Raw genomic sequence first — 13,733 nt, 5'->3', positions numbered from 1 at the left:
AGCAGCCCTTCCGCCGTCAAGAAATAGTCATCCTTGCAATTTTAGCAAAAGGGCGGCTTGTTCACGAATTCGGCATGCGAGCGGGATTATTCCGCAGAAGCGCCGTCTTTCTCAACGGGTTTCCACTGAACCACGTTGGCGTAGTAGGAATCGCGCGCCTCGGAATCCTCTTGCGTGCGGTCCCTCAACGGCGCCAAGATATCCGACTGATGGGCAGAGGGCTTCTCCCCTTCCGGTACGGCCAAGGAGATATCCCATGAGGCGCAGTACACATCGACGCGCGTACGTGCCCATCCCGCAAGTTGGATAAGACGCTGCGCGTCCTCGTAGTAGACGGAATCCTCGTCCAAATCAAGCTGACCGATCTCGTCCACAACCTGATCAAGCGCGTCGCGGGCGGCATACGCGCTGGAGGACTTATCCTGGCGAACGGACTTGTCATTAGCGATAAAGCCGTACTCGTAATCATCGATTATGGTGCCCAGGGAGTCATACGCAGAGACGATCTTGTTGTAAGACGAGCTCAGGATCTGAAAGACGCGCTCATCCGTCATCTCCACGGACTGCGTCGACGCCTGGCTTTCAGAAGACGCGGGCGAGGAGCCTTGCGGAAGCTGACGGCTAGGGTACATATCGCGGGCCGCCTCCTCAAACGCTTGATAGAACCCGGGCATCACACCCAAGGGATCCTCCATGACAAAATAGGCTCCGCCGCCCACCAGGGCGATTGCGAGCGCAGAGCAGACGAGCGGCTTGACGTAGCGCTTCTTGGGCTTATGGTAGGGATCGACGTCGGAAGACGGCGAGGCCGCAGCGGCCTCGATGTCGGAGGCGCGCAAAACATTGGTCGCGGACGGATCCATCGAGTCAGAGAGAACCTGCGCCGCAGTGGGGGCAGACGGACGGGGCGAGGGCATCTCGGACTCGATCATGCTCTGCGTTAGACGCGGAAAGCTCGCGGTCTTGCCGGCGGCGAGATCGGACGAGGAGGATTTGGTAGACAGAATGCCCGGCGCAGGACGGCCGCACTTAGGGCAGGTGCGATCATGCGCGGAAAGCCTGGCACCGCACCCCTCGCAAAATACAAACTCATCGTGCACGGAAACTTCCGCGCCGCCTACATACGTGCTGCAATGCGGACAGAAGGAAGCGTCATCTTCGATTGTCTTGAAGCAATGGGGGCAGATCACGTTGTAACCCTTCGCATAGGAACCAAGCCGTAGCCAATATACGCTCTCATGAGGATAGAACCATCTTAGCCGCGGCTACGAGAAAACCACGCGACGCTATGAGATTTCCTTGTCGTCCTTTTTGGGCCGCGGCTTGCCTTTGAGACGCCGAGCGCCCCTTGTGGGCATCTTGACCGTGATGCCGGACGAAGACTTTTCAACCTTCATAGAGCTTGCGGACGCCCTGGCAACCGATGAGGCGCGCGACGCCGCGCGCTGCTGCGTGACGCGCGTCAAAGCGGGCCGACCAGGCTCGACCTGTTTTGCCGGCATGTCAGCCTCATGCCCCGTCTCGACCGCGCGCAGGGCCTCCGATTGAGCGCGCTTGAGTTCACGCTGGGTGCGGTTACGCTCCACGCGGGCGCGCCCCGTCTGCACGGCGCGTCTGAACGCCGAGCCGGTGGACGAAACGCTCTTACCGCGGCGCCCGAGTTTAACGCGAACACCTCGGCCGAAACCTGTAGCAGAACGGGTGCGCCTCTCAAGCGAGGTCTCGCACAGATCCGCCAGTTTGAAGAACAGCAGGCAACCGACCGCAACAATGGCGGCGAGCACGATCGCCTGGCCCCACGTGAGCGAAGCGATGGAGAAGAAGTCCGGGAACAACGTGATGCCTATGCCGATACCCGCGACCACAAAAACGAACACGACGGCGCGAAGCGGCGTAAACGGCCAGGAAATGCGCCAGATAAGGGCCGCGCCCACCGAGCAGGTTGCGACCAGGCAGAAAGTCGACAACTGGTACTCATCCAAACCAAGCAGCGTGGAAGCAGCCATGCAGGCAACGGACGAAATGACGACGGTGGCAGCGGCGGGAAGCGCCTTCTTAAGCACGTTGATGAGGAACGATCCGCTCACGCGCGAGTTGTTGGGCTCGAGCGCCAGCACAAAACTGGGGAAGCCGATGCAGAAGAAGTTGATCAGCGTCATGGTGATGGGCTGGAAGGGATATGGGGGAAAAGCGATGCACAGCGCCGCCAAGCCCATGGAGAACAGGGTTTTGGTGAGGAAGAGCGCGGCGGAGCGCTGCAGGTTGTTGATGGACCGCCTGCCCTCTGCCACCACCGCGGGCATAGAAGCGAAGTCGTTATCGACCAAGACGATCTCTGCAACATTGCGCGCCGCATCGGAACCGGCGGCCATGGCGACCGAGCAATCGGCCTCTTTGAGCGCGAGCACGTCGTTGACCCCGTCGCCGGTCATGGCAACCGTGTGCCCGCGCTTCTTCAACGCGACCACGAGCTCGCGCTTTTGCTGCGGGGTGACGCGGCCAAAAACGTGATAGCGGTCCACGGCGGCATCGATCTTGGCGGGCGTATCGAGCGTGGTGGCGTCGACGAACTGCCCCGCGCCGGGAACTCCCACCACGCGTGCGATGGACGCAACCGTCCTGGGATCGTCACCGGAAATCACGTTGAGAGTTACGCCCTGCTCGCAAAAATAGCGGATGGTCTCAGCCGCACTCGAGCGAATCTCATCGCGAATGGTGACGAAGCCAACGGGCCGAGCCTCGCCTATCATGTCGCCCTCGTCCGTAAACCCGTCCACGCAGGCAACCACAAGCACGCGGCACGTATCGGCGAGAGCCGCGACGCGGTTCTCGACCAACGCGAACGCATGCGGAGAGAGTACAAACTGGGCCGCGCCCATGATGAAGGAACCTTCGTCAAAAGAGGCTCCGCTCCATTTTTTCGCTGACGAGAATGGTATGACGGAGCAAGGATCCTTGATAGGCACACCGGAATCCCTGTAATGGTCGAGCAGGGCCTTACAGGTCTCGTTAGCATCCATGGATGTGGCCTGCGCGATGTTGGCGAGGGCGAAATCGAGAACGGATACGCCCGCGGGCACGCCATGTTTGGCTTCGCCCTCAAACTCGCCCACAGCTATGGGATAGGTACCCTCAACCTGCATGCGCCCAGAGGTGATAGTGCCCGTTTTATCCAAGCACAGCACATCGACGCGAGCGAGGGTCTCGATGCAATAGAGCTGTTGGGCAAGCACCTTGCGGCGCGCCAGCCGGATGGTGGCGATTGCAAGAACGGACGAGGTGAGCAAGACCAAGCCTTGCGGGATCATGCCCAGCAGAGCGCCCACGGTGGTGAGAATCGCATCGGAGATGGAGTGCCACGGCGCCTGCCCCGAGAACAGCCAGGACATAATCGTAAGGTCCTGAGGAGCGGTTTTGATATAGGACTCGTGCACGCTTGAGACAAACAGCGCAAGGCCCAGCGGAATCATGATGACGCTGGCGAAGCGCACGATCGCGTTGAGCGCGTTCATGATTTCCGAATTGACCTTCTTGACGTATTTGGCCTCGTTATTGATCTTGGCAACGTAGTTGTCCGCGCCAACGTGGATAACACGCGCGAACACCATACCGGAATCGATAAAGCTGCCACTCATGAGACTGCTGCCGGGTTGCTTGCGAATTAGGTTGCTCTCACCCGTAAGCAGGCTCTCGTTTACCTGGGCGTCGCCGGAAACCACGACGGCGTCCGCGGGAATTTGGTCGCCACGGCCAAGGCGCACCAAATCGTCCAATACGATCTGGTCAAGGTCGAGCTCGACCTCTTCCCCGTCGCGGATGGCGACGACGCGCTTGGTAGCGAGCAGGGTGAGCTTATCGACCATGCGTTTAGATCGAACCGACTGGACGACACCGATGGCGGTATTCAAGAACACCACGCCCAAAAACGTGAGGTTCTTAAAGGCCCCGGTGACAAGAACCAAAATGGACAGAACAAGGTTAATGAGGTTGAAGAGCGTGCAGAGGTTCTCTATGAACAGCTCTTTGATGGATTTGGTTTTAAGATCGGTGTTGAGATTGATCTTGCCCTGGGAAATGCGCTCTTCCACTTGGGCGGACGTAAGGCCGCGAAGCTCTGTGGGGTGAGTCTGCGGCACCTCCTCCGCCTTCGCATCGAGCAAAGAGGGGTCGAACGAGGAGCTAGACATACACCATCCAATGATTGAGCAAGTCAAACGAAAAGAAGGAATGGTGCCCCGTATAGGGTTCGAACCTACGGCCTTCTGCTCCGGAGGCAGACGCTCTAATCCACTGAGCTAACGGGGCACGGTGAAAATGATTATACCCAAACGGCATAGCGCGAGACGTACTTTTTTTGCGTTCGTGGATCCGCGCGCGTGGCGCGGACGTCGGCGGCGCGGGCCGCTGTGCCAAATAACGCCTTAGTGCGTGAAGGGCGGTGTGTCAAAAAACGCGTTAGTGCGGAGGTTTGGCCAAATAGCGCGTTAGTGCGGACTGGAGAGGGCCTGACGAGCTTTACCTATTCATCAGACGGCATCGCCCAAGCCTTCTAGCTTGGCCGACATAAAAGCCCTATTCATAAGGTACCCATGCTATATGTCGCCCTTTCCGCACTAACGCATTATTTGTCGCACTCGGGACCGCACTAAGCGACTATTTGTCCCAACCTCCGCACTAAGCCATTATTTGGTACAGCGCCACCGCTGCGGTCAGGCGCCGGCGGCTCCATAAGCCCGGCGGCGCGCACGAAGCCGAAACGCGGGCACGGCTACGCGATCGGCCCCAACCCCAACAGCCTGCAATACGTATCGACGCCTGCCAGCAGGGGCTCTTCGTCGAAGTAAAGGTCATCCGCATGCAGCGAGGACGTGGCTCCGCCGGGACACGCCGGGCACGCCCCCACGCCCAGCAGCATAAACAGCCCAGCGATACGCTGCTGGTAAAAAGAGAAGTCCTCGGCGGTGAGCGACGGAGAATCAAGCTCCATCATATGGGGAACCGCCGCGCGAGCACGCTCGAACAGCGCCGCATCATTGATGACGGGCGGGTAGCCCGACGCAAAAGAGACCTCGTAGGTACAGCCGGTCGAGACACAGGCGTCCTCCAGGCAGGAGCGCACGCCGTCGCGCGCCGCGTCGAACAGCTGGTCGGAATACACGCGTATGCTGCCCTCGATATGGGCGTCGTCCGCAACCGCGTTGCACACCGTGCCGGCGCGCAGCAGGCCAAACTTGGCGATACAGTACTCGCGCTCGCCCAACTGCATCATCAGACGGCGCGCGCCCTCGACAAAGCGAGCGGCGGCAAGCATCGCATCATGAGTCTGCTCGTCAGGGACAACGTAGGTGGCGGCGATATGCGCGGACACGCCCTTGATGTCGATGTGCGTCTCGCTGGAACGGGCGAACAGCGGGCCGGGACGAGACGCCACCGTGCCCGCCGGCAGGTCGGGCCATACGTGGAATCCAAAGATCGCGCTCACTCCATAGCGCTCGAACACGCCGGATTCGCAGACGGACCTGGCGCCGCCCGTGGTCTCCTCCGCAGGCTGAAAGATAAACAACACGTTAGAGGCGGGTGCGGTGCATTTTTTGGACGAGGATTGGGCTTCGCATCCCCCATCTTCGCGCTCCCCCGCGCCGCACGTCCCCGCGTCATCCGCAACGAAGGCGCTTTCGCTAGCGATTGCGCGGTCTACCACGCTGGCAAACGTCAGTGCCATGGCCATATGCGCATCATGGCCGCAGGCGTGCATGTGCCCCGGGGTTTCCGAGGGTGTCGGCGCGCAGGACCGCTCCGTGATGGGAAGGGCGTCCATATCCGCGCGGACGGCGACGGTGGAATCGCATCCGGCATCAAAGTACGCGCACACGCAAGAGCGGCAGGGCTCAAAGACCTCGCAGGAAAGGCCGTCCAAATGGTGACGGACGTACTCGATGGTGCGCGGAAGTTCAAAATCGAGCTCCGGTATGCGGTGCAACGCTTGACGATGGCGACGCAGCTCCCCAAGAATCCACTCCGCGTCCGCACCCGCCACGGTGTCAACGGGAGCGCCAAGCATCCATGCACTCATCTACAAAGCCCCTTCCTGATCCGCATCTTCCCCATCGCCTGCATCGACCGCACAATCCACATCGGTTGCGAAATCCGCAGCAGCCGCATACAACCGTTACCAATAGCACCTGCGGTCGTCTTTATAAGACCGCACCACGCGCGGCCCATCAGCAAAACGTTGCGCCATTATACGGGGCGGGTGCCCGCACGGACGCTCTTTGGAATCGAATTGTTTTAAAACGGTAACGAACCAACTATTGCGCCAAATAGACGCTTCGCCATGATAAAGTATCTCTACTCGATAGAGGCGCGGGCGCGAAGATGCGCGGGCGAGCCGGCAGGCGTCGACCCCGTGCGGAGGCAAACCCGCCGAATCCTACCTCCGGGCGCGGAGGTTTGGGTGGGCCCGTGCGAAACACGTCCGGGACTGTCTGCAAGCATGCAGGGGTGCTATTCGAAGTGATTTCTTGGTCGCCGGGGCGGTATTTCATGCCCCCGTGCGCGGACGAGGACTGCGAACAAGCCCCGTGCCGCACAGGAAGGCCACAGATGGAAGACCATCAGCAAAACCAAGAAGACCTGGACCGCGCCTATGCGGCCAAACAGCCCTTTGCCACAAAAGAACAGATCGAAAGCCTAGTGCAGCACTATCCAACCCCCTTCCATCTGTATGATGAGGCGGGCATACGCAAGAATATGGAGGCCATCCGCGACGCCTTTGCATGGAACCCGGGATTCAAGGAGTACTTTGCCGTAAAGGCCAATCCCAACCCGCGGCTTATCTCGATCCTGCGCGAATACGGGTGCGGCGCCGACTGTTCAAGCGATACCGAGCTTATGATCGCCCGCTCGCTGGGCATCACGGGATCTGACATCATGTTCTCGTCCAACAACACGCCCGCAGCGGACTTCGCGCTTGCAAGCGAGCTTGGCGCCACCATCAATTTTGACGATATCACCCACATCGACTTCTTTGAGCGCACGGCCGGCGCTGTCCCCAAAACCGTAAGCTGCCGCTTCAACCCAGGCGGGCTGTTCCAGCTAGCAAACGGCATCATGGATAACCCCGGCGACTCCAAGTACGGCATGACCGAGGAGCAGCTTTTCGACGCCTACCGCATGCTAAAGGAAAAGGGCGCCGAAACCTTTGGCCTGCACGCCTTTCTTGCAAGCAACACCGTAACCAATGAATACTACCCTGCGCTCGCGCGCATTCTATTCGACCTCGCGCGCCGACTGCAGGAGGAGACCGGCTGCCGCGTTGGCTTTATCAACCTCTCCGGCGGCGTGGGCATCCCCTATCGTCCCGAACAGCAGGCAAACGACATCCGCGCCATCGGCGAGGGCGTTCGCCGCGCCTATGAGGAGATCTTGGTTCCAGCGGGCATGGACGATGTAGCCGTCTTTGCTGAGATGGGCCGCTTTGTGATGGGCCCCTATGGCTGCTTGGTCACGCGCGCCATCCACACCAAGGACATCTACAAGCACTACGTTGGCGTAGATGCCAACGCATGCAACCTCATTCGCCCGGCTATGTACGGCGCCTATCACCACGTCACCGTAGTGGGCCAGCCAGGTGGTCCGGACAAGACGCACGCCTCCGCAGACGCCGTCTACGACATTGTGGGCAACCTGTGCGAGAACAACGACAAGTTCGCCGTCGACCGCGCCATGCCCCATATAGACATAGGTGACCTGCTGGTGATTCACGACACCGGTGCCCACGGACACTCTATGGGCTACAACTACAACGGACGCCTGCGCTCCGCCGAGGTGCTGCTGCGCTCCGATGGCACCGACGAACTCATTCGACGCGCCGAACGGCCGGATGACTACTTTGCGACCCTGGACGTTTTGCCAGAAGGACGCGCCCTGATCAACGCTTGCCGCGATTGCGGCGGAAAGGACGAGTAACCATGGATGCACGCGAACTCACGGGATCGATCGTCGCGCTTGTGACGCCGTTTGCGAGCGATGGCTCAATCGACTTCGAAGCCCTGTCTCACCTGGTGGACTTCCACCTGCAGAACCATACGGACGGCTTATTGATCCTGGGTACAACGGGCGAATCGTCCACCATGACGCATGAAGAGGACAACGCCGTGGTCCAGGCCGTGGTCAAGCAGGTTGGGGGCCGCATCCCCGTAATCGCCGGATCAGGTTCCAACTGCACGCAAACCATGGTGGAGAAGAGCCTGGCCTACCAAGAACTGGGAGCAGACGGCCTGCTCATCATCACCCCCTACTACAACAAAAGCAACGAGGAAGGCATCTACCAGCACCTCAAAGAAGTCGCCGACGCGGTGGACATCCCCTGCATCCTCTACAACATCCCCGGCCGCACCGGCTGCTCCATCTCGCTGCGCAACATCGAGCGCCTCGCCGTGCACCCTAACGTCATGGGCCTCAAGGAGGCTTCCGGCAACGTGGGATTCGCCGCCGACGCCGCGTGCTTTATCAACGATGGCTTCCGCATGTATTCGGGCGAGGATGCGCTCACCGTACCGCTGATGTCGCTTGGTGCAAGCGGCACCATATCCGTATGGGCAAACCTTCAGCCGCGCGAGGTGCACCACATGTGCGCGGCCTTCCTGGACGGCGACGTTGAGACCGCACGCAGCCTGCAGCTCGCCGCGCTCCCCCTTATCCACGGGCTGTTTAGCGAGGTGAATCCCATTCCCGTCAAAGAGGCCCTGGCACAGATGGGAATGATCGAGGCGAATTACCGCCTGCCGCTTACCGCCATGTCAAACGGCGCCGCCCAGGCGCTGCGTTCCGCCTTGAAGGAGGCTGGTCTAGTTGCTTAACATCGCCATCATGGGTAACGGCCGCATGGGATCGCTCATTCGCCAGACAGCAGAGGCCATGCGCGACGCAGATCAAAACCCCGTCTTTAACGTAGTGGCCCAAATCGGATTCGACCTTGAACGGACTCAAGCCGCGCCCGCAGCGGACGTGCTGATCGACTTCTCAAACGTCGCGACCCTGCCCGCGGTCGAGGCCTACGTGAAGCGATGCGAATGCGCCCTGGTTAGCGGCACAACCGGCTATTCCGTGGACGAGATGGAGCGCCTGCGCGTGCTGGGCAACGACGTCGCCGTCCTGCACTCGGGCAACTACTCCATAGGCGTTGCGGCCCTGCGCCACCTCACGGCCCAAGCGGCCCGCGAGCTCCCCGGCTTTGACGTGGAGATCTGTGAGACGCATCACAACCAAAAGGTCGATGCGCCCAGCGGAACGGCGAATCTACTGCTCGATGCCGTTATGGATGCCCAGGCAGCCGCCGGCCGCGGGGAGTATTCCCCCGTGTTTGGCCGCTCCGGTATGTGCGGTGCGCGCGACCCGCACGAGATCGGCATGCACTCTCTTCGCGGCGGCACCGTGGCGGGCGTGCACACGGTCTCCTTCTTTGGCCCGGACGAAGAGGTCACGCTTACGCACCGTGCCGGCAGCCGCCAGATATTTGTCAACGGCGCACTTGCCGCAGCGCTCAAGATGGCGACGCGTCAGCCCGGCTTCTACACCTTTGATCAGGTCATGTTCGACTGATTTTGCGGCAGATTTCCCCTCCGCAGACCAAACCAACCTGCAGGGGACGCCATCAACCAGGCACTCAAACCAGTACAGATTCTTGCAAAGAGAGGAACACCATGGACAACACCCAGATGAACGCCCAAGAAATCATCGATTTCATCCGCTGCGCGGAGAAGAAGACGCCGGTGAAGCTGTATGTTCGCGAAAAGCCCGGTCAGCGAATTGACTGGAAGGGCGCGCATGTCTTCGGTGGCCGCAAGGGCAAGATCATCTTCGGTGACTGGGGCGAGCTGTCCGGCATCCTGCAGGACAGCGCCGACTCCATCGATTACTACGAGGTCGAGAACGACTGCCGCAACTCCGCCGTGCCCCTGCTCGACACCAAGGGCGTCAACGCGCGCATCGAGCCCGGCGCGATCATTCGCGATCGCGTCTCCATCGGCGACAACGCCGTCATCATGATGGGCGCCGTCATTAACATCGGCGCTGTCATCGGCGAGGGAACCATGATCGACATGGGCGCCATCCTGGGCGGCCGCGCCACGGTGGGCAAGAACTGCCACATTGGCGCAGGCACCGTGCTCGCGGGCGTAGTCGAGCCGGCAAGCGCCACACCCGTGATTATCGAGGACGGCGTCATGATCGGCGCCAACGCCGTGGTGCTCGAAGGCGTCCACGTTGGCAGAGGCGCGGTTGTCGCAGCGGGCGCTGTCGTTGTCGAGGACGTTCCCGATAACACCGTTGTCGCCGGCGTTCCCGCTCGCGTGATTAAACAACGCGATGAAAAGACCGATAGCAAGACAGGCCTGGAAGAGGGCCTGCGTCAACTGTAAGGACAAACACGCAAAAGGTGCCCCTCCGTTTACTGTTAGGATGCGCGCTTCGCGAAGCATCCCGCAGGCAAGCGGAGGGGCTTTTCGTTAGCCCTTGTCACTTGCCGTGCACGGAGGACTCCACGAACCCTCGCTAAGTCACCTGAGCCCCTGGGAGATTCTTTTATCAAGCTCATCGCCGTCAAGAACCTCCACGCGATAGCCCTTCATTTCGAAGATCATCGTGTGCGCGGGAACCTGACCCTTGGGGCAACTAACAAAGTCGACGCACTCACCGGTCTCCTTGTCAAAAGCAATTACCCACAGATTGCCGCCTTTAGATTCCCTTGCCCTATCGTTCACGTAAACCTCCACGCACTCATCAGTGTTCGGAAATTGCAGTAAGTTGAATCGCCGACCTGTCCGCCAGCGTTGCAAAATCTGCACCCAACCAGATGCTCGACTCCCCCGCCCCAAGCACCAACGGCATACGATCGTGCACGGGAGAGACGGCTGCATTGGGCTGGGTAGTAACGATGGATAGCTGGCCTTCTTGCTGAACGCCGGCTAGCAAAAATGCGCCGGCATGCTGCAGCCTAAACCTGTACTGACGGCGAACGGGCTTTCCCGTCTTCTCGCTCAATTCGGTTTCTGTGCGGTGTCCCTCGCAAAATGCCCAAACGGGAACCAGGCATCGCCCACGAGCTATCGCGTTGGCCCACATGCCGCGCCTCCCTTGGCGAAGTTGTTCTAAAGCGGACTCTATGCGCGTGTTGTAGACGGATCCCTTCTTACCCTCAAGCGAAAAACCCCACGTAAGGGCCACGGTGACAAGATTGCCGTCTGGACCAGGCACATAGGCGGGAACGCGAGCGCCGGGATACGCATCGAAATCGGCATCGAATTCGTCCGCGCGCTTCACCCTCGCCCTGCCCGTTTGCTTACGGGCCTCGAGCGCATCCTGAGCCTCCTCAAAGCTTAAAGGGCACATGCGAACACACATAGAGCCTCCCTCCCCCATCGCCGAGTCAAACGCCTATCGGTTCTCGAAACTGCCGATATTGCGCAGAGAAATGGAGATTAGTCCATTGGGCTCGTTCACAAACTCAATGTAATCCGGATTGTCGACCATTTCCGCAGGAAAGCTGATCTCTATGCCGGTGTCGGTACGGATCTTATGGTTGCGGACCGCCGCGCGTTCAACCTGCGCGCGCTCCACCGGAACGCGCTCGGGCAGGCGCTCCTCCTTTAGGCTCGCCTTGATGGCGTCGCGCATAACGGGCTCATCCTCAAACGCCTCGTCCACAATATCCCACGGCGGAAGCTCCTCGTCCTCTTCCACTGCCTCGGCAACAGCAGCCTTCGCTTTGGCGAGGGCCACCGCGGTATTGGCGCCATGCTCTTCCGCCACCTGCTCCACCACGCGCGTCACGGCATCGATAACCTCTTTGCCGGAAACCCCTGTCCCGCACTGCAGCAGGCCGTCGGGAATCAAGAAGGTATCTTCGCCGGCGATCTTGCGCTTCTTGTCCTGGAAATAAACGTCCATGGTGCTGGCGCGAACCAACGCGAACGATGCCACCTTTTGCGAAGGGCTGGGCAGAATCGCGTAATGACGGGCGATATCGTTGCGAACCTCGCCGCCCTCGCGCGCTACCTCGTGCATAAACGCCATGCGGCTGTTCATAAGCATGACGGCGAACCAGCGGACGTCGTCATCGTCCTCAAAATCCGCCACAAAGACATCGGTCGACTCAACCTTCTCCGCCTTTGCAAGCTCACCGGAGACAAATTCCGCGATCTGCTGGGACAAATCGATGAAGTCGCGCTCGCCAAAGAAGAAGCTCTTAAGCTCACCGGCAAAGGCGCTGTTCTCGGCGAACGCCCCGCGTTTGTTATCACCGGAAGTACGGGCGCGACGCAGGTGTGAGGTGACAAAGGACCTCACCGCCCGCGTGTCCAGGTCGAGCTCGCGCTGCGACATGACGTTTACGGCCGACTCGAAATCGAGAATATGCAAGATGGCGTGATTGACTTTCATGTAACCTCTAACTACCCGTTGATACGCATAAAAGGAGCGCCGCCGTACCCGTAAGGCAGGGGCGCTCCCAATCGATATGAATGAACGAGAAGCCCTTGGACTCCACGCACGCCGTTAGGCCTTGACGACCACGAGCGGGTCACCGATCTTGACCAACGGATGATCGGCGAACAGCGTGTTGGACTGGCCGACGAGCTTCACCTTATCAAGCAGCGACGGGCTGGTGACGATAACCGTAACCACGTCATCGTAGCCCGCGGCCTTGATAGCGTCGTCATCGAAAACCAGAATGGGCTGGCCGGCTTTGACCTCTTGCTCGGACTCAACCAGGCGGTTGAAGCCCTTGCCCTCCATCTTGACGGTGTCGATACCAACGTGAATGATAAGCTCGATGCCGTTATCGGTGCGCAGACCGATAGAGTGGTTGCTGACGGTGGTGGCGGCGATGCGGCCGTTAGCGGGGGCGTAGATGACGTTGCCAACGGGGACGATGCCGTAGCCGCGGCCAAACAAACCGGATGAGATGGAATCGTCGTCAATCTCCGAAAGCTCTACCAGAACGCCCGAGATGGGGGCGTAGATGGAATCCGGCCTGGTTGCGAACGTAGCACTGGGATGCTCCACCGTCTCGGAAGAGAATCCCAGGCTCTTCTTGATCTTGTCCACAAGAATCATATGCAGCCTCCTGCAGGGTAATGAGACAAAGGCCTACCGCCCGCCTCGCCAGTAGCTACATATTACCCAAGCAAGACGCAAAACTGGCCACAATACCCAGCAATCATCCAACAAACGCGGATGACCGCCTCCTTGCATCGCCAGATGAGGCGGAAACGAGACGATATGAGTTGAACATTGGGAGCCCCTCCCCTTGCAGCTCTATCGTGGGTCGGGCGACAATGGTCGTAGCGCCAACCGTGGCCGCGCGCCACATGCGACGGAGAGGGGCCCGCCATGTCCAATTATGTCACAGCCATCGGTCTCGACGTCCACGCGAGGAGCATCTCCGCATGCGCCTTCGACCCCATGACCGGCGAGGTGTCCCGCGCAAGGTTCGGATACGACCCCGCGTCGGTCGCCGAGTGGGCACTGGGGTTCGAGTCGCCCAAGGCGGTGTACGAGAGCGGCCCGACCGGCTTCCACCTCTGCCGCGCCCTGAGGGCGCTCGGCGTCGACTGCGCCGTAGGCGCCGTCTCCAAGATGCACCGGCCGGCCGCCGACCGCGGGCGCAAGAACGACCGGCGCGACGCCGAGTGGCTCGCCAGGCTCCTCGCCTGCCGCAACGTCGTCGAGGT

Annotated in this window: 12 protein-coding genes, 1 tRNA gene and 1 riboswitch; of the genes, 5 read left to right on the top strand and 8 right to left on the bottom strand. The window is 60.3% G+C overall.

Annotated features, from left to right (window positions below):
- Positions 1-86: 86 nt before the first annotated feature.
- The 4 genes from HMPREF9452_RS00930 to HMPREF9452_RS00915 form a co-directional block, all read right to left on the bottom strand.
- Positions 87-1,190 (bottom strand): zinc ribbon domain-containing protein, encoded by a 1,104-nt coding sequence (locus tag HMPREF9452_RS00930; RefSeq protein ID WP_009140215.1) that lies wholly within the window; start codon positions 1,188-1,190, stop codon positions 87-89.
- Positions 1,191-1,286: 96 nt separating this feature from the next.
- Positions 1,287-4,187, bottom strand: a complete 2,901-nt coding sequence (locus HMPREF9452_RS00925) for an HAD-IC family P-type ATPase (RefSeq protein WP_009140214.1) — start codon at positions 4,185-4,187, stop codon at positions 1,287-1,289.
- A 41-nt stretch (positions 4,188-4,228) separates the two neighbouring features.
- Positions 4,229-4,305, bottom strand: a tRNA-Arg gene (locus HMPREF9452_RS00920).
- A gap of 463 nt (positions 4,306-4,768) precedes the next feature.
- Positions 4,769-6,073 (bottom strand): M20/M25/M40 family metallo-hydrolase, encoded by a 1,305-nt coding sequence (locus HMPREF9452_RS00915; RefSeq protein ID WP_009140213.1) that lies wholly within the window; start codon positions 6,071-6,073, stop codon positions 4,769-4,771.
- Between the two features lie 275 nt (positions 6,074-6,348).
- Positions 6,349-6,515: riboswitch (Lysine riboswitch) on the top strand.
- 88 nt (positions 6,516-6,603) lie between these two features.
- On the opposite strand from HMPREF9452_RS00915, the gene HMPREF9452_RS00910 reads away from it, so the two are divergent.
- The 4 genes from HMPREF9452_RS00910 to dapD all read left to right on the top strand — a co-directional run bounded on the left by HMPREF9452_RS00910 (position 6,604) and on the right by dapD (position 10,421).
- On the top strand, positions 6,604-7,968 hold the full coding sequence (locus HMPREF9452_RS00910) for a diaminopimelate decarboxylase (RefSeq protein ID WP_009140212.1): 1,365 nt from the start codon (positions 6,604-6,606) through the stop codon (positions 7,966-7,968).
- A 2-nt stretch (positions 7,969-7,970) separates the two neighbouring features.
- A complete protein-coding gene (gene dapA, locus HMPREF9452_RS00905; RefSeq protein WP_009140211.1) occupies positions 7,971-8,861 on the top strand; it encodes a 4-hydroxy-tetrahydrodipicolinate synthase in 891 nt (296 codons plus the stop codon).
- On the top strand, positions 8,854-9,603 hold the full coding sequence (gene dapB, locus HMPREF9452_RS00900) for a 4-hydroxy-tetrahydrodipicolinate reductase (RefSeq protein WP_009140210.1): 750 nt from the start codon (positions 8,854-8,856) through the stop codon (positions 9,601-9,603). Before dapA ends, dapB begins: the two co-directional genes overlap by 8 nt.
- A 101-nt stretch (positions 9,604-9,704) precedes the next feature.
- Entirely contained in the window at positions 9,705-10,421 is a 717-nt protein-coding gene (dapD, locus tag HMPREF9452_RS00895) for a 2,3,4,5-tetrahydropyridine-2,6-dicarboxylate N-acetyltransferase (RefSeq protein WP_009140209.1), read from the top strand.
- A gap of 138 nt (positions 10,422-10,559) precedes the next feature.
- Here the strand turns inward: dapD and HMPREF9452_RS00890 are convergent, their stop codons facing one another.
- The 4 genes from HMPREF9452_RS00890 to HMPREF9452_RS00875 form a co-directional block, all read right to left on the bottom strand.
- Complete coding sequence (locus HMPREF9452_RS00890; protein ID WP_009140208.1) at positions 10,560-10,763, bottom strand: hypothetical protein; 204 nt, start codon at positions 10,761-10,763, stop codon at positions 10,560-10,562.
- Between the two features lie 19 nt (positions 10,764-10,782).
- The gene (locus HMPREF9452_RS00885; RefSeq protein ID WP_009140207.1) at positions 10,783-11,403 is read right to left on the bottom strand and encodes an SOS response-associated peptidase family protein; all 621 of its coding nucleotides are present in this window, start codon (positions 11,401-11,403) and stop codon (positions 10,783-10,785) included.
- A 33-nt stretch (positions 11,404-11,436) separates the two neighbouring features.
- Positions 11,437-12,441 carry a nucleoid-associated protein gene (locus HMPREF9452_RS00880; protein WP_009140206.1) on the bottom strand — a complete coding sequence of 335 codons (1,005 nt, stop codon included), beginning with the start codon at positions 12,439-12,441 and terminating at the stop codon, positions 11,437-11,439.
- A gap of 114 nt (positions 12,442-12,555) precedes the next feature.
- Positions 12,556-13,116: a PTS sugar transporter subunit IIA gene (locus HMPREF9452_RS00875; RefSeq protein WP_009140205.1), complete on the bottom strand. Its 561-nt coding sequence runs from the start codon at positions 13,114-13,116 to the stop codon at positions 12,556-12,558.
- A gap of 276 nt (positions 13,117-13,392) precedes the next feature.
- Here HMPREF9452_RS00875 and HMPREF9452_RS11905 point away from each other — a divergent pair.
- On the top strand, positions 13,393-13,733 hold a 341-nt coding region (locus tag HMPREF9452_RS11905; protein ID WP_009140204.1), incomplete at its 3' end, for an IS110 family transposase.

The sequence above is a fragment of the Collinsella tanakaei YIT 12063 genome, from assembly GCF_000225705.1.
In the GTDB taxonomy this organism is placed as follows: Bacteria; Actinomycetota; Coriobacteriia; order Coriobacteriales; family Coriobacteriaceae; genus Collinsella; species Collinsella tanakaei.
This window is presented reverse-complemented; position numbering and strand designations above follow the sequence as displayed.